General features: G+C 51.4%; 15 protein-coding genes. 8 read left to right on the forward strand and 7 right to left on the reverse strand.

Translation table 11 applies throughout. From position 1 onward, the window contains the following. Positions 1 to 59: 59 nt before the first annotated feature. The 3 genes from I2D83_RS12395 to I2D83_RS12405 form a co-directional block, all read right to left on the reverse strand. Positions 60 to 236: a hypothetical protein gene (locus I2D83_RS12395; RefSeq protein ID WP_015840535.1), complete on the reverse strand. Its 177-nt coding sequence runs from the start codon at positions 234 to 236 to the stop codon at positions 60 to 62. A 562-nt stretch (positions 237 to 798) separates the two neighbouring features. Further along, positions 799 to 1,782 carry a zinc transporter ZntB gene (gene zntB, locus I2D83_RS12400; RefSeq protein WP_015840536.1) on the reverse strand — a complete coding sequence of 328 codons (984 nt, stop codon included), beginning with the start codon at positions 1,780 to 1,782 and terminating at the stop codon, positions 799 to 801. Between the two features lie 126 nt (positions 1,783 to 1,908). Next, the gene (locus I2D83_RS12405) at positions 1,909 to 3,525 is read right to left on the reverse strand and encodes a peptide ABC transporter substrate-binding protein (RefSeq protein WP_205946616.1); all 1,617 of its coding nucleotides are present in this window, start codon (positions 3,523 to 3,525) and stop codon (positions 1,909 to 1,911) included. Positions 3,526 to 3,689: 164 nt separating this feature from the next. Between I2D83_RS12405 and mpaA the strand changes: the two genes are divergently transcribed. The 6 genes from mpaA (at position 3,690) to I2D83_RS12435 (ending at position 11,160) form a co-directional block, all read left to right on the forward strand. Further along, a complete protein-coding gene (gene mpaA / locus I2D83_RS12410) occupies positions 3,690 to 4,409 on the forward strand; it encodes a murein tripeptide amidase MpaA (protein WP_181828704.1) in 720 nt (239 codons plus the stop codon). A 79-nt stretch (positions 4,410 to 4,488) separates the two neighbouring features. After that, the gene (gene tpx / locus I2D83_RS12415; RefSeq protein ID WP_015840539.1) at positions 4,489 to 4,992 is read left to right on the forward strand and encodes a thiol peroxidase; all 504 of its coding nucleotides are present in this window, start codon (positions 4,489 to 4,491) and stop codon (positions 4,990 to 4,992) included. A gap of 139 nt (positions 4,993 to 5,131) precedes the next feature. Next, positions 5,132 to 6,442 (forward strand): IS4 family transposase, encoded by a 1,311-nt coding sequence (locus tag I2D83_RS12420; protein WP_182101296.1) that lies wholly within the window; start codon positions 5,132 to 5,134, stop codon positions 6,440 to 6,442. A 358-nt stretch (positions 6,443 to 6,800) separates the two neighbouring features. Continuing rightward, complete coding sequence (locus I2D83_RS12425; RefSeq protein WP_181844832.1) at positions 6,801 to 7,580, forward strand: hypothetical protein; 780 nt, start codon at positions 6,801 to 6,803, stop codon at positions 7,578 to 7,580. A 27-nt stretch (positions 7,581 to 7,607) separates the two neighbouring features. Further along, the gene (locus tag I2D83_RS12430) at positions 7,608 to 9,722 is read left to right on the forward strand and encodes a calcium-binding protein (protein WP_181844831.1); all 2,115 of its coding nucleotides are present in this window, start codon (positions 7,608 to 7,610) and stop codon (positions 9,720 to 9,722) included. Between the two features lie 127 nt (positions 9,723 to 9,849). Next, complete coding sequence (locus I2D83_RS12435) at positions 9,850 to 11,160, forward strand: IS4 family transposase (protein WP_182101296.1); 1,311 nt, start codon at positions 9,850 to 9,852, stop codon at positions 11,158 to 11,160. A 57-nt stretch (positions 11,161 to 11,217) separates the two neighbouring features. Here I2D83_RS12435 and tyrR read toward each other — a convergent pair whose 3' ends face one another. The 4 genes from tyrR to I2D83_RS12455 form a co-directional block, all read right to left on the reverse strand. Continuing rightward, positions 11,218 to 12,786 (reverse strand): transcriptional regulator TyrR, encoded by a 1,569-nt coding sequence (gene tyrR / locus I2D83_RS12440; protein ID WP_181848709.1) that lies wholly within the window; start codon positions 12,784 to 12,786, stop codon positions 11,218 to 11,220. A 136-nt stretch (positions 12,787 to 12,922) separates the two neighbouring features. After that, the gene (locus I2D83_RS12445; protein WP_205946617.1) at positions 12,923 to 14,467 is read right to left on the reverse strand and encodes a M20/M25/M40 family metallo-hydrolase; all 1,545 of its coding nucleotides are present in this window, start codon (positions 14,465 to 14,467) and stop codon (positions 12,923 to 12,925) included. Between the two features lie 160 nt (positions 14,468 to 14,627). Next, on the reverse strand, positions 14,628 to 15,671 hold the full coding sequence (locus I2D83_RS12450; protein ID WP_205946618.1) for a YcjF family protein: 1,044 nt from the start codon (positions 15,669 to 15,671) through the stop codon (positions 14,628 to 14,630). After that, a complete protein-coding gene (locus I2D83_RS12455) occupies positions 15,668 to 17,065 on the reverse strand; it encodes a YcjX family GTP-binding protein (RefSeq protein ID WP_180778010.1) in 1,398 nt (465 codons plus the stop codon). The genes I2D83_RS12450 and I2D83_RS12455 overlap by 4 nt, the downstream gene beginning before the upstream one ends. 288 nt (positions 17,066 to 17,353) lie before the next feature. Between I2D83_RS12455 and I2D83_RS12460 the strand changes: the two genes are divergently transcribed. Then, a complete protein-coding gene (locus I2D83_RS12460; RefSeq protein WP_205946619.1) occupies positions 17,354 to 19,096 on the forward strand; it encodes a ShlB/FhaC/HecB family hemolysin secretion/activation protein in 1,743 nt (580 codons plus the stop codon). 11 nt (positions 19,097 to 19,107) lie between these two features. Then, positions 19,108 to 19,623 (forward strand): toxin-activating lysine-acyltransferase, encoded by a 516-nt coding sequence (locus tag I2D83_RS12465; protein WP_010295854.1) that lies wholly within the window; start codon positions 19,108 to 19,110, stop codon positions 19,621 to 19,623. The last annotated feature ends 24 nt before the right edge of the window (positions 19,624 to 19,647 follow it).

Genomic DNA, 19,647 nt, shown 5'->3' on the forward strand with positions numbered 1-19,647 from the left:
AGCAGCAGTTGCTGTTTCGCCACCGTTTTTATTTCCGTTTTCTGTCGTGTACAGCGCCGTTATCGGCCTTGCGGTGGTTCAGTGACCGGTTCATGTTCCGGCCCTGTCGGTGGCGGGTCAGGAATGGGCGGTGGATCGGGAAGCGGACGAGGTGTCGGGTCATTCGGTATAATGGGAATCGGTTCAACCGGAACCGTATCGGCTTGCAGATAATCCGCTGCGCCTTGAGTGAGCATATTTTCCTCCTCGGTGTTGGATAATGTTAAAGCAAATCCAGCTACTGAAGCAGTACAGACATGCGTTACGGATGGTCAGTCAGTACCAACCCTTCCCCTTAAGCATAGTAAGCTAATGAATAAAATGCCAAAGGCATTTTATAACGTCGCTTGCGACGGCCCGAAGGGGGGTGGCGCGTAGCCCACCATAATAAAATGCCAAAGGCATTTTATAACGTCGCTTGCGACGGCCCGAAGGGAGGTGCGCGTAGCCAACCATAATAAAATGCCAAAGGCATTTGGCAGCATTGTGTGGGATGAACAGGCAAAAGTGGGATCGAAGGACAAAAAAAAGCCGACAAAACTGTCGGCATGGTGTGAATCAATTGTGCTATGCAGTAATTCAAAAAAGGAAGTAAGACAATATGGAGCGCAACGCCCATCGCTTGACGTTGCATTCACCTGCGAGAATGATAGTGCCGTACAACAGGGTAAAAAATGTTGATATTGCTCAATTTACGCGTGGTTTTTTAGCCGTTCGCGACAGTTTGTGATTATCTGCGCACCCACACACCGCAAGTCGCTATAGCCATTTACTGCGTTTTAACCACCATGCAACGCCGCCAACCAATATCACCAACATCAGGCAGAACGTGAAAAAACCAAACGGTGCATCGCCGCCAGGAATTCCCCCTAAATTGACGCCAAATAGACCGGTTAAGAACGTCGTCGGCAAAAAAACCATCGCCAAAAGCGACATCGTATAGGTACGGCGATTCATCGCTTCGGTCATCAACGCGGTGATTTCATCCGAAAGTACCGTGGTGCGCGCAATACTGGCATCCAGATCCTCCAGCCCACGCCCTAGTCGATCGGCAATTTCCTGCATTCTGCGGCGATCGTCATCCTGCATCCAGGGCAATTTCTCGCCGGAAATACGTGAGAACACATCGCGCTGTGGCGTCATATAACGGCGTAGCACAATGAGCTGTTTGCGGATCAGCGCCAGCTCACCGCGCGGTGGAATCTTTTGCTCCAGCAAATCGTCTTCCAGATCGATGATTTTCTCATGCAAATCATCAATAAACTCGCTGGTGTGATCGGTCAATGATTCCGCAATCGAAACCAACCAGCTTCCGCTGTCCGTTGGCCCATTGCCCTCCTTCAGGTCGGTAAGAATCTCATCAATAGCTAGAACTTTACGACGTCGGGTAGAGATAATCAGCTTGTCGGTAATGAATACCCGAACCGCCACCAGTTGATCTGGCCGTGCATTGGCATTCAGATTAATACTGCGCAGCGTAATTAACGTGCCATCCCCCAAACGCGTCACTCTGGGGCGAATGCTTTCCCCTGCCAGCGCATTGCGCACGCTATCCGGCACCAGAGTCGTTTTATTCAACCAGCGCGCGCTGGCAGGCAATGTAGAGTCCAGGTGCAGCCAACAGGGTTTCTCGCTGTTAACCACGTCCTGCTCGCCAATCGGGGTTATGCCCCCCTTTCCATCCAACTGATACGCATGAACCGCACCGCTGTGTTGCAACTCTTTTCCTGCAAAGGATTCCACGTCTTGCCTCCAACGGTGTTTGCTATCGCTCTTTTGCTATTAATTCTTTTACTATCAACTGTGCGATGGTCAGCCGGAATGACCATCATGACCACGCCGGCGTTATCGCCACATCATTCGATGTGTTTAATGCTTCTCGATGTAAAGCATATGGCTGTAGGCCACGTCTTCAGGGTTAGTAATGGGATAACCTTTCACCCACGGTTTGATCAAACGTCCGTTGGTATATTGATAGATCGGTGCAATCGGTGCTTCATCCATCAATATCTGCTCTGCCCGGTTATAGTCGGCATTCAGCGCCTGCGGGTTAGTTTGATTACCCGCTTCATCCAGTACGCGATCGTAATTCGCATTTTTAAAGCGCGCGATGTTACCGCTATGGTGCGAAGTCAGTAGTGAAAGGAATGTCGACGGCTCGTTATAATCCCCCACCCAGGACGCCCGCACGACATCAAAATTACCGCTATTGCGACTGTCGATGTAGGTTTGCCACTCTTGGTTGGACAGACGGACGTCAACCCCCAGCGTTTTCTTCCACATGGACGCCACGGCAATTGCGATTTTTTGGTGGCTTTCTGAGGTGTTGTACAGCAGCGATAATTTCAGCGGATTGTTTGGACCATAGCCCGCCGCCGCCATCAGCGCTTTTGCCTGCGCATCCAGTTCATCCTGAGAATACTGTTGCAACAGGCTTTCCGTCGGTTTGAAGCCTGCGGTGACATCCGGCGTGAAGTGCCAGGCCGGTTTTTCCCCCGTGCCCAGTACTTTTTCCGCAATCACCTTGCGATCGATAGCGTAAGACAGCGCTTTTCTTACTCGGGCATCGTTGGTCGGCGCCCGCTGGGTGTTAAATGCGTAATAATACGTGCCAAGCTGATCCGGCGTATAAACCTGACCGGGCAAATCTTGCAGCAGCTTTTGATACAGGTTTTTAGGGAACGATTCGGTGATATCAATATCCCCGGACAGGTAGCGTTTTGTCGCGTTCGATTCCTGATTGATAGGAACAAAGGTCACCTTTGTCAGGCGGGTGTTGGCGTTATCCCAATAATATTGATTCTGCGTCAGCACCAGTTTCTCATTCACCACGCGCTGATCCAGCTTAAACGCGCCATTGCCAACCAGGTTACCCGGTTTCGTCCAGTCGCTCCCGAATTTTTCTACCGTAGCCTGATGTACCGGAAACAGGCTGAAATTCGCCGTCAGGCTGACAAAATAAGGGACTGGCTTGCTGAGCTGCACTTTCAGCGTATGGTCATTGACCGCCGTCACGCCAAGCTGATCGGCAGGCAGTTTGCCCGCCAGAATCTGCTCGGCATTCTGAATTCCTGCAAGCCGGGCAAACCAGGAGAACGGCGAGCTGTTTTCAGGTGTCACCAGACGGCGCCAGCTGTAGACAAAATCGTTTGCCGTAACGGGGTCACCGTTAGACCAGCGGGCATTATCACGCAAGGTAAAAACAAACGTGCGGTTATCGGTCGTCTGCCAGCGTAGCGCTACGCCCGGAACGATGTTCCCCTTGGCATCCTGATTGACCAACCCTTCAAATAAGTCACGTGCCACCTGTGCTTCCGGCAGCCCCACCGCTTTTATCGGGTCGAGAGAAGCCGGTTCATCTTTAATGTGGCGGACGATTTCCTGTTTCTCGGCCAGAGCCGTTCCTGCCGGAACCTGTGCCGCGACGGCATTGCCCGCCATGGCCGCCATCAACGCGACATAAAATGCAGAATATCTAGAGTGCATGATGATTTGACCTGAAAGCATAATGAAATGATTGAAGAATATAATAGTCAGAAATCAGCGCTATCATCCAGCGATCCCCCGCAATTTGTCAGCTCACATCGCCGTTTGCGTCTCCAGGTCGATTTTTTTATGATGAAACGCATACGCAACCACAGGGCAATATCATGGAAAACACGATCATTCCTCTTCAGGCACGCCAGCAGCGAGGCAATTTGCCGTCGTTGGGCGAACCTTATGGGAAATCGCTGCTGGGCGCACCGCTGCTGTATTTCCCCGCCGAGCTAGCGCCCTCGGAGAGCGGGCTGATTATTGCTGGAACACACGGTGATGAAACCGCAGCGGTGGTGGCGCTTTCCTGCGCGCTGCGTACGCTCTTTTCTGGGCAGCGTCGCCATCACGTCATTCTTGCCGTTAACCCGGACGGGTGTCAGTTGGGTCTGCGCGCCAATGCTAACGGCGTCGACCTCAACCGCAATTTTCCAGCCAGTAACTGGCAGCCGGGGAAAACCGTCTACCGCTGGAATAGCGCGGCGGATGAACGCGATGTTGAGTTATCTACGGGTGAAACCGCCGGTTCAGAACCGGAAACGAAAGCCCTTTGCACACTGATTGAGAAACTTAATCCCCACTGGGTTGTCTCTTTTCATGAGCCACTCGCCTGCATTGAAGATCCACATCGTTCCGAACTGGGTCGATGGTTGGCGCAGCAATGCGAGCTGCCGTTAGTATCGAGTATCGGCTACGACACACCTGGCTCTTTCGGAAGCTGGTGCGCCGATCGTTCGCTCCATTGTATTACCGCTGAGCTTCCGCCAATCTCGGCAGACGCCGCCAGCGAGTGCTACCTTAACGCGATGGTTGCGCTGCTAAGCCAGCAATTTTAATGATAATTTTTATACCAATGTTGCTAATGTTGCCCTAAACTGAGCAGCGTGTTAATCACCTGTAATTAAGGACGCAAACATGTCACAGAACGTACATTTTCAAGGCAATCCTGTGCCAGTATCAGGGTCATTCCCAGCCAAAGGAAGCAAAGCCCCGGCATTTACCCTGGTCGCTAAAGATTTGTCAGATACCCCACTCAGCAACTATGCTGGCAAGCGCAAAATCCTGAACATTTTCCCAAGCATCGATACCGGTGTTTGTGCCGCGTCCGTGCGCAAATTCAACCAGCTGGGTTCTGAGCTGGATAACACCGTTGTTCTGTGTATTTCTTCCGATCTGCCATTCGCTCAGTCCCGTTTTTGCGGCGCGGAAGGTCTGAACAACGTCGTTGTGCTGTCTACCCTGCGTGGCGGTGAGTTCAAAGAAAACTACGGTGTTGCTATCGCTGATGGCGCGCTGAAAGGCCTGACCGCTCGCGCGGTTGTTGTACTGGATGAAAACGACAACGTGCTGCATAGCGAGCTGGTGAACGAAATCACCACTGAACCAGACTATGACGCCGCACTGGCTGTTCTGAAATAAACAACACTGACAGCTATTCGCACTGTCAGTATTGAAAAAACGGCTGCTTACGCAGTAATGCCGATCAGTTAAGGATCGGTTGACCGATCCAGTGGATGTGTAAAAATCCGGAAATGCTCACCCGTTTCCGGATTTTTTTATGCACATTGGACAGGCTCTTGATCTGGTATCCCATTACGACTCTTTGCGTAACCCACTGACTTCTCTGGGGGATTATCTCGACCCCGAACTCGTCTCACGTTGTCTCGCCGAGTCCGGCACGGTCACGCTACGCAAGCGGCGTCTCCCGCTTGAAATGATGGTCTGGTGCATTGTCGGCATGGCGCTTGAACGTAAAGAGCCCCTTCACCAGATTGTTAACCGTCTGGATATTATGCTGCCGGGTAACCGTCCCTTTGTCGCCCCGAGTGCCGTGATTCAGGCTCGCCAGCGCCTGGGAAGTGAGGCCGTTCGCCGTGTGTTCACACAAACTGCACAGCTCTGGCATAGTGAAACGCCACATCCACACTGGTGTGGCCTGACTCTGCTGGCCGTGGATGGCGTGGTCTGGCGAACGCCGGATACACCAGAAAATGATGCCGCCTTCCCGCGCCAGACACATGGCGGAAAACCGGGACTCTATCCACAGGTAAAAATGGTCTGCCAGATGGAGCTGACCAGCCATCTGCTGACGGCAGCAGCCTTTGGCACGATGAAAGAGAGTGAAAATGCGCTTGCAGAACAGTTGATAGCACAGACAGGTGATAACACGCTGACTTTACTCGATAAAGGCTATTACGCACTGGGTTTGCTGAATGCCTGGAATCAGGCGGGGAAACACCGGCACTGGCTGATCCCGCTGAAAAAGGGGGCGCAGTATGAAGAGGTCAGGAAGCTGGGTAAAGGTGATCATCTGGTAAAATTGAAAACCAGTCCACAGGCCCGTAAAAAGTGGCCGGGTCTGGGGGAGGAAATCACAGCACGGCTACTGACACTGACCCGCAAAGGAAAGGTCTGTCATCTGCTGACGTCGATGACGGATGCGCTGCGCTTCCCTGGTGGAGAGATGGCGGACCTGTACAGCCACCGGTGGGAAATCGAGCTGGGCTACCGTGAGATAAAGCAGACGATGCAACTGAGCAGGCTGACACTGCGAAGTAAGAAACCTGAGCTCGTGGAGCAGGAGTTATGGGGAGTATTACTGGCCTATAATCTTGTAAGATATCAGATGATTAAAATGGCAGGACATCTGAAAGGATACTGGCCAAATCAGCTGAGCTTCTCAGAATCGTGCGGAATGGTGATGCGAATGCTGATGACACTACAGGGTGCTTCACCGGGCCGCATCCCGGAACTAATGCGTGATCTTGAAAGCCAGGGACAACTGGTGAAATTACCGATAAGAAGGGAAAGGGCCTTCCCACGAATAGTAAAAGAAAGGCCCCAAAAATACAGTAAGGCCCGTAGATAAACTGCCAGTCAGTCGCTTAACTGACTGGCATTACTGCTTACGCAGCCGTTTTGTTATTTTGATATCTATCGATTCCCATACATATAATTGGGTTTTTTGTTAATCATCTTGTCTCTATTTGATATATTAATTTTTATTAATGATTTATTTCATCACGTTTATGATATGAATGTATCGTTTTTTGATAATACTCATCTTATACAGACTTTCTCGCCATACTTTGGCGTTTTCATCGCAGCAAGTACGATGCCAATAATAACTACTATTTTCTGTGTAGAATAATGAATGTGGAAAATAGAAAGTAATTGCACCATGACTAACTCTGGTATGTTAGTGCTATTCACAGGAGTGATGGCTGTTGAGAATATTATTACTTCCCCTTCAAATAGCGGCTTTATTTTCAGGCCTCGCTTTTAGCCAAAGCAGTGAAGCTGCATTCACGTTTGATCCTCTGAAATGCCATACCCCTGATCCAGAAGGCAAAGCCTATGTTGCCTTGCGGGATACGGTATTCCACATCTCTATCGATCAGCTCAGCATACTGCACGACCCTGTTTTACGCGATGGCGAAACCCTGCCACTCCCACCCGATCCTAGCGAGCCTCTCGGGTGTAAAGGCAATCCGCTGAGTCAGCAAAGTTTATTGTTCAGTCGCAATTTCAACGGAAAGCTGGGCGATCGTCCTGACTGGCCCAAAGCCTGGCCGTTACGGAAATTCCAGCTATTCAGCTCAACGCCGGATCATTGGGGATTTCGATTACATATGCTCTACGACAAAATGTGTGAAACGCGGCCAAAACAGACAGGTCTGGTTCCTAACATGACGGCCTGTTTATATGAGAAAAACCCTGCACGCCCGGATCGATATGATGTGGAGGAGGCAGGAAGCTGGCTGATTGATCCTGAGGTATATTCCGCCCCTTTTAATCAGAGACTCGCTATTTTTTGTATGTTTGCCATTTCTGGAGGAACCGACTGCGAAGTCGGTTATAAAATTTTCCCTACGGTGAACCTTCGCTATGAATTTAAACCCAAAGAATTTCCGCTGACAGAGGTTATTGATTTTGATAAACACTTGAGAGCGGAATTAGAACAGGCTGTGGTTAAAGATTATCCCTGGAAGAAGAGCCCCCCCTAATTTAATTTTATATATGGAAATAGATATATGGCGATCACATATGAATACCATTACGGAAATGGTGGATTTATCTTATCAACCCATCAACAAAAAGAGCTTGAAAAATTACTTATTGAACAGACAGCTCTGGCAAATTCAGGAGCGAAATCGCTCGCTGTCCCACTATATGATAAAATCCTCAGTTATCTTCCTGTACCCAGCATAAACATAGGTGAATACTTCAAGGTATATACTTGGTTACAGGGCGCTCGTGAAGTCAATAACGATTCAAGCGTATATTCCGTTTTTATTAGGAATTATACCAAGATACAGTATGAATTACGTTATGGAGAACTGAGCGACCTCGAATTAAGTATACTTAACAATAAAGTCAATGAGGCCTCTAACAATATAGGATTTGAGTTGGTTAGAAATATACTTAACCACAACGGCTTACTTCCCGGATTAGAAGGGCTAGGTGTATTAGACGGCGGTGAAGCGGCCAGAAAGGTATTTCAAGGTGACATTTATCCAGAAGGTGACTTTACAGGCTGGGCTGGTACAATGCTTTTCCCTTTCTTAGGCTATGATCGGTTTTATGAAGAGTGGTTATTAACCACAGAAGAAATTAATGCAGAAATCCGTACAGGGAGCGGTATTGTAGACCGCATAATAAAAGAACATAGCGGAACTTATGACTTGATTGCCGCATTGCAGGCTAACCAGGAAACCATTGATAGTTATAATTTGCTAGAGTCTATATACGCCGTTATTCGCAGCTTTGAAAATGTCGATAAATCACAGCAAGAGATTATCGAGCAAACCAATAATTTTATTAGCACAACCTACGCGCTGCCAGTTGACCATCCGTTTTTAGCCGGTAATAAATTACCTTATGATAAGGTTTTATTTCAAACTACAAATTTAGGATTCTCATCGGGTAGTCAAGGCGATGATGATTATAAGGACTTTTGGATAGGTGACAGAGCAAACTATCTTAATTACATCGTGCATGCTGGTATAGGAAATGACAACATCCTTGGTGTCCCTACGACTTATTTAGGTCTAATTCCCGGCAGTGCGCTTATTGATGGTGGGCCAGGTTACGATACCTTATCCTATCACGCTACTCGGGATGGTGGCGATAACGCAGTCCCTCTTAAACTCAGTATTAGTTTTGAAAAAATAGATAGCCCTTTGTATAACTGGAGATTCTCTGTCGATAAATCACCATCTGAAGGGTATAGTATTTATAAAGGACATGATTATGCTTATAGCATAGAAAAACTCGAAGGAACAAATAATTCTGACACGATTATTATAAAGGAACTCCCTGTATCTAATGAACACATCATTGTGGATCTATTAGGTTCTAAGTCCGGATATGGCGACACGATTGACCTTTCCCATATTAACCATGGAGTAGAAATTTCGTTAATCGGTAATGAAGTTGTATTTCCCTTTGAAGGTGACGGTTCCCTGACAATCAAAAATATGGAGAACATCATTGGTTCATCATTTAATGATGTATTATACGGAAATGGCGACAGTAATATTATTGTTGGCGGAAGAGGCGAAAATATTATTTACGGAAACGGAGGTGCAGATAAATTCGTTATTACCCAGGGGGTGAATACTATCAAAGATGCTGATAGCGATGACAAACTTTACATTAATCTTTCATCTATAAACCAGTTAACTAACCAAAAAGACCTTGGTTTAGAATTAAAAGGGGGATTTATTGTTCGCAGTAACTCGCCAAATCCCGGAGGAGAAGTGGCACTTCAAGATGGTGATACTGCTGTATTTTATCCTGCTATCCCTAACCCTATGAATTTTTCGCCTGCACTTGGGGGAAGCAGAGATATGATTGATGAAACGCTGGGCGATCAATTTATTGTTCGTTATACATTGTCCGGCACAACACTGCTCGTATCGGCTTCTTTTGCTAATCTGGATCCCGCAGAAGCTATCATTGAAAACTATAATGCTGGCGATCTTGGATTAAAATTCAAATCTCTTGTTGTTCCTAACTATTCCAATGCAGCTGCTTCACATGCCAGTAATATGGATCAGCTCGTTGACCAATATATTCAATTACACTCAGAAATGATTACAGACCGCTTCACGCTCCCTACATCTTCTGATTTATGGTATGCCTGAATCTGCTATCTTTCTTCTCATACTAAAACGGCTGCTTGCGCAGTAATGCCGATCAGTTAAGGATCGGTTGACCGATCCAGTGGCTGTGTAAAAATCCGGAAATGCTCACCCGTTTCCGGATTTTTTTATGCACATTGGACAGGCTCTTGATCTGGTATCCCATTACGACTCTTTGCGTAACCCACTGACTTCTCTGGGGGATTATCTCGACCCCGAACTCGTCTCACGTTGTCTCGCCGAGTCCGGCACGGTCACGCTACGCAAGCGGCGTCTCCCGCTTGAAATGATGGTCTGGTGCATTGTCGGCATGGCGCTTGAACGTAAAGAGCCCCTTCACCAGATTGTTAACCGTCTGGATATTATGCTGCCGGGTAACCGTCCCTTTGTCGCCCCGAGTGCCGTGATTCAGGCTCGCCAGCGCCTGGGAAGTGAGGCCGTTCGCCGTGTGTTCACACAAACTGCACAGCTCTGGCATAGTGAAACGCCACATCCACACTGGTGTGGCCTGACTCTGCTGGCCGTGGATGGCGTGGTCTGGCGAACGCCGGATACACCAGAAAATGATGCCGCCTTCCCGCGCCAGACACATGGCGGAAAACCGGGACTCTATCCACAGGTAAAAATGGTCTGCCAGATGGAGCTGACCAGCCATCTGCTGACGGCAGCAGCCTTTGGCACGATGAAAGAGAGTGAAAATGCGCTTGCAGAACAGTTGATAGCACAGACAGGTGATAACACGCTGACTTTACTCGATAAAGGCTATTACGCACTGGGTTTGCTGAATGCCTGGAATCAGGCGGGGAAACACCGGCACTGGCTGATCCCGCTGAAAAAGGGGGCGCAGTATGAAGAGGTCAGGAAGCTGGGTAAAGGTGATCATCTGGTAAAATTGAAAACCAGTCCACAGGCCCGTAAAAAGTGGCCGGGTCTGGGGGAGGAAATCACAGCACGGCTACTGACACTGACCCGCAAAGGAAAGGTCTGTCATCTGCTGACGTCGATGACGGATGCGCTGCGCTTCCCTGGTGGAGAGATGGCGGACCTGTACAGCCACCGGTGGGAAATCGAGCTGGGCTACCGTGAGATAAAGCAGACGATGCAACTGAGCAGGCTGACACTGCGAAGTAAGAAACCTGAGCTCGTGGAGCAGGAGTTATGGGGAGTATTACTGGCCTATAATCTTGTAAGATATCAGATGATTAAAATGGCAGGACATCTGAAAGGATACTGGCCAAATCAGCTGAGCTTCTCAGAATCGTGCGGAATGGTGATGCGAATGCTGATGACACTACAGGGTGCTTCACCGGGCCGCATCCCGGAACTAATGCGTGATCTTGAAAGCCAGGGACAACTGGTGAAATTACCGATAAGAAGGGAAAGGGCCTTCCCACGAATAGTAAAAGAAAGGCCCCAAAAATACAGTAAGGCCCGTAGATAAACTGCCAGTCAGTCGCTTAACTGACTGGCATTACTGCTTGCGCAGCCGTTTTGTTATTTATTCCTCGTCGTCCCCCGCCGCTTTACGTTGGCTAAGTCCATATTCCCGCAGTTTGTTGGCTATCGCCGTGTGCGATACCCCTAACCGCTTCGCCAGTTTGCGCGTGCTTGGATAGGATTGATAAAGACGGGTCAGTACGGAGCGCTCAAAGCGTTTGTTGATGTCATCCAGCGAGCCGTCAAGCAAGGTTTCATCTTGTGGAGCATCAATCGAAAACGCCGGGAGATCGATGTCCTGCATATGCAGTTCGTTGCCTTCCAACTGCGTTAGCGCTCGGTAAATGGTATTCCTCAACTGCCGAACGTTACCCGGCCAGCCATACTGCGGCAGGAAATGTTCCACATCTGGAGCCAGTTTAGGCCGTGGAATCCCCTGCTCATCGGCAAACCGCGCCACAAAGAGCTCGGCCAGCGGCATAATGTCCGCCGGACGCTCACGCAGCGGCGGTAACATCAGCGTGAGCACATTGAGGCGATAATAAAGATCCTCCCGGAACTCGCCGCGCTGCACCAGTTCCAACAGGTTTTTCTTGGTTGCGCAAATCACCCGCACGTCCACATGAACTTCGTGATCTTCGCCCACGCGACGAAATGTCCCGTCATTCAGGAAACGCAGTAACTTAGTCTGCATCTGCGCTGACATTTCACCGACTTCATCTAACAGAACCGAACCGCCGTTAGCCTGCTCAAAGAACCCTTTCTTACCTTCCTGCGCATTGAGATACGCACCGGGCGCATGGCCAAACAGTTCACTCTCCATCACATCATCGGGTAACGCCGCGCAGTTCAGCGCCAGGAAAGGATTCTTGCCACGTGGTCCGCGCAAATGGCACGCTCGCGCCAGCATATCTTTGCCCGTCCCCGTGTCGCCGACGATCAGCAACGGCGCATCCAGCATTGCCAGTTTGCGTGCCTGCTCAACCACCTGACGCATTTTCGGGCTAACGGCAACGATGTGATCAAATTCATTTTCATCATTTACGGTGAGATTCTGTAGTTGCCGCCCCATGCGAGCCGCCGATTTCAGCATCACCAGCGCTCCCGCCGTGGCGGTTTTACCGTCATCATCGTCCAGACGGACCGGCGTCATTTCCAGCAAGAAATCCTGACCGCGAATCACTACGCGCTCAGCGACGACGGTGCTACTTTTTTCCAGCCAGTTGGCAAAATTGAAACCGGGAATCATGCTGCCAATCGTCAAATCGCTGATGGTCTCTGCCGATTGCTCAAACAGCGCCAGCGCGGCGGGATTAAATAACTCCGGTTTCCCTTTCATATCCAGCGAGAACACCGGTTCCGGCATAGATTCCAGCAGCGCATTCAGCGCCCGATGTTCACGTTCAGACGGCATAAACGCCACAGTGCGCACATCGCTCACGTTTTCAATGCGACGGATTTCCGTCATCAACAGACGAAAAGCATCGAAATCGAGGGTGGCAAAATTGAGGTAAATACGACCAATGGGGGCAATTTCGATGCCGCGTAAATCAATATTGCGTGACGCCAGCAGATCTAGCAGTTCACGGACCATACCAATGCGGTCTTCACAAATCACTTCCAGATGCATCAACGGCTACCTTCTTCAAGAGACACGATATGGCTATTGCTGTTGATAATACCCTTTCGTTTGCACCGGATGAAGTCAGGTGGCAGCAAAAGTTGACACATCTGTACGTTTTTTCCACGTCAATAGCGAAACGGGATTATGGCAGCGGCGTCGTGGCCATCGTCACAATAGTTCGAACACCTTCCAGATAGTTACCGAGACGTAAATTCTCATCAAAACTATGCTGGTTATTATCGGCATTCACCAGAGGAACAATGACGTAAGGCACTTTCAACACGCTGACCGCCCCGCTCATTGGCAACGTTCCGCCCATCATACGGTTCTTCTCCGGTGCGATGCCGCGCGGCGCGGTTGTGGTCGCGACTGCCCAACGCCCCAGAGGAGAATCGATCTCGGTTCTGGCCGCATAGGCACTGCTCGGATATGCCGTCAGATGAAGGGAAATCAAATGCGGATACTGCTCGCGCTCAGCCTGCGTAGGGGCTTCGCCCGCAACGATATGAAAACCTTTGCTGGCGATATACTGACGTAACAGGGCATACATATCATCCGGCGACGTCTCCGGCACGGTACGAATATTCACGCTGGCCGTTGCGGTTGCCGGAATGGCATTAGCCGCTTTTTTTCCTGTATCGCCCGCTTTAATACCGAGAATATCCAGCGAAGGATATTGCACTGCCTCTGCCGCATTGCTGGCGACCTTCTCTAACTGAGCCACACCAAAGCGTTTTTCCAACGAACCCGCAGGTGGTGCCGTTTCCGCTACCTGTTTTTTATCGCTATCGCTAAGCGTGACGCGGTCATAATAGCCAGGGATCGTAACCTTACCGTCCGCATCCTTCATGCTGGCAAGCAGCGTAACCAGATTTTGCACCGGATTCGGAATGACATTGCCATAGCCGCCGCTGTGCGCTGCCGCGTTAGCACCGAAAACTGTCATATCGATTTGAATGGAACCACGGTTGCCGAAGTTAATGCCAGGGCGATTGCTGGATGGCATCGCACCGTCATAAATCACCATCCCATCGCTTTTCAGCAGCGTCAAATGTTCGTCCATCACCGTCGTCAAGCCGGGTGAGCCCTTTTCTTCTTCGGAGTCCAGCAGCACCTTGATGTTGACGGCGGGTTCAACGCCTTTATCTTTCATCGCATCCATAGCGGCGAGAAACATCGCAATCGGCCCTTTATCATCAGCAGACGCACGGGCAAAAAGACGCCATTCCGGGTTGATGTCTCCTTTCAGAAGACGTGATTCAGGCAGTGTCTGCCATTGACCCGCGGCATCTTTTTCTTTCAACACAGGCTGCCACGGCGGCGTTTGCCATTCGGTCGGATTCACAGGCTGTCCGTCAAAATGCATGTAAAACAAGATGGTTTTACGATCGGCTTTTGGCGTGCCTAGCTCAGCATAAACCAGCGGTTTATCACCATTCGCCAGTTGCTGCGTGGTGAAGCCGCGCTTCTGAAAGGCCTTTTCTAGCCAGCCAGCATTGCGCTGGATATCCGCCGGCACGGCGGCATCATTAGGCAGCGTGAGTAATTCGAGATATTCAGGAAAACTGTTTTGCGCGTAATGCTCAGCATCGGCAGGTGTCAGCACCAGCTGTGCGCTGGTAGGTAAGCAGAAAATGGCGGCCGACAGCGACAGTGCTGCCAGCGTCAATTTTTTATCGAGAATCATAAAAACGTCCTGTTATATAGCGATGAGGAGTTTTTATCCTACACACGATTCTGTCATAGCGGTACTATCTGCCAAAGTCGGACGCCGCTTGTGCTGTATTTCCCCGTTAAGCAGAAAGATAAATCACGATGGCACACGTCCAGCGCCATCGTCTTGATCGCTAACGCCCTTTTTGCAGCGTTTCTTTCACCTGACCAATCAGCTCGCGGCGGAAATCACCGAGGCGCGGTTTATCATCCAGCCACGGCAGCGGTCGGCACAGTTCCATCGCTTTGATGCCCAGACGTGCGGTCAGCAGACCCGCGCCAATGCCCTGTGCGGCACGAGTCGATAGCCGCGCGGCAAGATCCTGCGACATCCAGTCCATGCCAATTTCCCGCACCAGCTCCGATGCGCCAGCAAACGCGATATTGATCAGCACCAGCCGGAACAGGCGAATGCGACTGAAATAGCCCAGTTCGATGCCGTACAGCGCGGCAATACGGTTAATCAGGCGTAGGTTGCGCCAGGCGATAAATGCCATATCCACCAGCGCTAGCGGGCTGACGGCAATCATCAAGGTAGATTCCGCCGCCGAGCGGCTGATTTCACGCCGTGCCTGCGTGTCCAGTACAGGCTGAACCAGACGTGCATAAAGCTCTAGCACTTCGCGGTCATTGTGGGTTTCATGGAGCGAAGCCTGCCAACGCTGTATCGCTGGATGGCCGCTATCCAGCCCTGCCTGCCGCGCCAGCTTTTCACAGAACTCGCGCCCACACCCGACACCATGACTGTGTAACAGATCGCGAGCCACGTCGCGCTCTTCAGCACGTTCCCGCAAACGATAGAGCCGTCGCCACTCGACGGCCAGCGAACCGACGCCCGCTGCCACAATCAGGCTACCCGCGGTAATGCCGCCCAGCGCAATCCAATCCTGCTGTATCCAGGCGTTATGCAGCGACTGCACGCCCTGCGCCAGCGCGCTGACGCCAAACAGCCCTATTCCCGCCATCACCATACGCCGCCACAGGCTGCGCTTTGGCCGCAGCGCCGCGCTGATCGCCTCTTCCGCGGCCCCTTCTTCCGGCACTTCTTCTTCACGACTGATGGGGGAAAATGGCGTGCCGCTCTGATCGTCAAATGCTAATCCTGCACGCAGTTGCGGCAGCGGCTCTTGCGGTGAAGCATCATCGAACGTGACACGGGGTTTCAGTGGTTCGTTCATCGCAATTTATCCTTTAACAAAAAGTCCATGACCGTATCCAGCCGAATATGCGGCAACGGTGTGTCTACCGTCATTTCTCGCGGGCGGAACTGATCAAAGTGGAAGCCCTGCGTTTGCCAGAATGCCGCACCCGGCAAGCGAGCAGGCACTTCACCAGGGTAAACCGTCAGCGGCTGACCGTCGCTGAGTCGATGCCCCTTCAGCGCCGGAATTTTCTGTCCCTGATGATCGACGACGCCACTCTGCGTTGACTGGATCGACGCAATGCCTTCACAGCGCATATCAATGCCTTCAAACGCGGCGTTCTGCCACGCCTCTTGCACCAGTTGTTGGAGCAAAGACACCAGATTAGCGTGCTGATCGGCGGTAATGTGATCCGCTTTACTCGCCGCAAACATCAGTTTGTCGATGCAGGGCGAAAACAAACGCCGGAACAGCGTACGCTTCCCGTAGTGAAAACTTTGCATCAGTTGGGTCAGCGCCAGACGCATATCGTTAAACGCATGAATACCGCTATTGAGCGGTTGCAGGCAGTCAACCAGAACAATCTGTCGGTCGAAACGGACGAAGTGATCCTTATAAAACCCTTTGACGACCGACTGGCAGTAATAGTCAAAACGCTTGCGCAGCATGCCGATATTGGTTTTCTCATCCGCCTGCGCCAGTTTGGCTTCACCGATATTATTCACCTGCGGCCAGGGGAAAAATTGCAGCACCGGTGCGCCCGCCAGATCGCCCGGCAGCACAAATCGCCCCGGTTGAATAAAGTGCAGCCCTTCCTGTTTGCAGCGATGCAAATAGTCGGTGTAAGCCTGCGCCACCTCGGCAAGCTGATTTTCATCCGCCGGAGCCAGCGGATCAATTTTCTCACACAGCGCCAGCCAGGGCTTTGCCCACTCGGTGCGCCCCCCTTGCAGCAAGCCGCTCATTTGCTGCGACCAGCTCAAATAGGTTTGTTCCAGCAGCGGCAGATCCAGCAGCCATTCGCCGGGATAATCGACAATTTCCAGATAGAGCGTCGAGGTGTCTTTAAAGTGACGCAGTAATGAATCTTTAGAACGATAGCGCAGCGCCAGACGGATTTCGCTCACGCCGCGCGTCGGCGTCGGCCAGTCAGGCGGAGAGCCATACAACGCTGCCATGCCTTCATCATAGGCAAAGCGCGGCACGCCCAGATCGCGCTGCGGCACGCGTTTTACCCCCAGCAAACGCTCTTCACGCACGGGGGAAAACATCGGCAAATGTGCACCGCTGTGGGTATTCAATAATTGATTGACGAACGCGGTGATAAACGCGGTTTTGCCACTGCGGCTCAACCCGGTGACAGCAAGACGCAGGTGACGATCTACGCCGCGATTGACCAGTGAGTTAATTTCGTTCTGTAGTCGACTCATCGAATGAACCATCACTCCTTTGGTTGAGAGATATATCGTATCAATATAACAAAATCAGACAAACGCCTCACGCCGACATAAGTTCAACCACGATCATCTATCTCATACCGTATTTTTACCGCCGGAATGTAAAGAAACGATAAATTTAAGACAACTCTTAGTAAGCAATAAGACAACTCTTAGCAAACAAATTGTTAACGTATATAACCTGAAATTGTACTAAGTAACCAATTGTTTCTGGAAACGAATATTGTCCCAATTATAATCAATAATTCAGGTTAATTAATTATGCTACGGAATGCGTCATTCACTGACGGGTATCAACCTGCGCGTCTCAACCCGCTTGCGCTATTTATTTTATTGACCACCTCAGCAAGCAGCTGGGCGGCAGATAATAATCTGACGCCTCTTGCCGCACCGGACCGGGTGGATGAGCAGCTAAATATCAACCAGCAGGATCGCCAGCGTGCGATGCAGCAGCAACTAGCGCCGCAAACGCCCGATGTGCGTTTGCAGCCACCCTCCTCATTCTTTACTACGTTGCAATTTCCGCAGGAGCAACAGTGCTTTACGCTGTATCACATCATACTGACCGGCAAAGAAGACTTCCCCTCCTGGCTGCGTATGCCGCTGCAACAGCTGGCCGATCAGGGTAAAGGTCAGTGCCTGGGCGCTCAGGGTGTCAACCTGCTGATGAGCGCACTGCAAAACCGTCTGATCGACCATGGCTATGTCACCGCACGCGTAATGGCACCGCCGCAAAACCTGAAAACCGGCACACTGCATATCACCCTGATTCCGGGCAAAACGCGCCAGATCAAACGGACCAAAGAGAGCGATCGCTACGTGAGCCTCTGGAGCGCCTTGCCGGCGCGTGAAGGCGAACTGCTGGATTTGCGTGATATTGAGCAGGGACTGGAAAACCTGCAGCGCGTGCCCACCGTACAGGCAGAGATGGCGATTGTACCGGGCGAACAGCCCGGCGAAAGCGACATTGACGTCACCTGGAAACAGAAAAAAATGTGGCGTCTCGGCGCGACACTCGATGACTCTGGCACCGAAACCACCGGTCGTTATCAGGGCGGCCTGACGCTGTATATCGATAACCCCTTCGCACTCAGCGACCTGTTCTACATTTCCGGCAACCATGACCTTGAATCCGGCAGCGAAAAAGGCAGCAAGAACTATATGCTGCACTACTCCGTACCGTTCGGTTACTGGATGGCGGGCGTCACCGCCAGCGGCTACGACTACAACCAGAATGTGGCGGGCGCGTATGAAGACTACAACTACAGCGGCAACAGCAAAAACCTTAACTTCCAACTGAGCCGGGTGCTGTATCGCAGCGGCAGTCAGAAAACCTCAATGAGCTATGAAATTCTGACGCGCGAATCACAGAACTTCGTCAACGATACCGAAGTGGATGTGCAGCGACGTAAAACCAGCGCCTGGCGTCTGGGCCTCCAGCATCGCCACTACTTCGGCGCCACCACTCTTGATGCCGCCGTGAGCTACCAGCGCGGTACCCGCTGGTTCGGCGCTATTCCGGCGCAGGAAGAGTATTTCGATGAAGGCACCGCGCTGGCGAAAATTATCCAGTTGAATGCACAACTCGATGTGCCGTTTACGCTGGGCAATCAGACCTTCCGCTACAACGTGCAGTATCTGCGCCAGATCAACCATACCAAACTGACGCCACAGGATCAGCTGTCGATTGGTAACCGCTGGACCGTGCGCGGCTTTGATGGTGAACGCACCCTGACGGCTGATAACGGCTGGTTCGTGCGCAACGATCTGGCCTGGCGCACCCCGCTTCCTAACCAGGAACTGTATCTCGGCGCTGACTACGGCGAAGTGGACGGTACGCGTGATTATCTCGCCGGGAAACATCTGGCGGGCGGCGTGCTTGGTCTGCGCGGTAACGCCTTTAACACCGGCTACGACCTGTTTGTCGGTGTACCGTTCTCCAAACCGGAAGGTTTCCACACCAGCCCGGTCACTCTCGGTTTCAACCTCAGTTGGCAGTACTAAGGAGGCGCGTGATGAAGATTCCTGTTAATGGCTATCAGTTAACCGCCCCGCTGCTAGGCGGTCAGTTCAGTGAAGCGGAAGCGCTTGGCGCGGCGGTCTGGCTGTGGATGCATTCGGAACAGCACCGCGATATTCCGCTCAGTGTGCTGCCGACGCTGCTGCTGCCCGCCATCAAACATCAGCAGTTTGTTATTGCCAGCCGCGATGACAAACCCATGTTTTTCCTCAGTTGGGCGTGGATGGACGAAGAAGCGGAACAGCGCTATCTCACCGGCCCCGGCATCCTGGTGCAACCGCAGGACTGGACCAGCGGCAACCGCCTGTGGTTCCGCGACTGGGTCGCGCCATTCGGCGATCAGCAGGCATTTCGTCGCATCGTCGGCGGCACGCTGTTTCCCCACTTATGTGGCCGCGCGCTGTACCACAAAGGGGCGGAACGCGGACAACGGGTACTGCAATTCCGTGGCGATGACGTCACCCAGCAACAATTCAGACTCTGGCAGCAGAACACGCCGCTGGTTGCTTAACATCACTTTTAGCAGGGATAACTT

It is taken from the genome of Pectobacterium aroidearum, from assembly GCF_015689195.1.
GTDB classification, from domain to species: Bacteria; Pseudomonadota; Gammaproteobacteria; order Enterobacterales; family Enterobacteriaceae; genus Pectobacterium; species Pectobacterium aroidearum.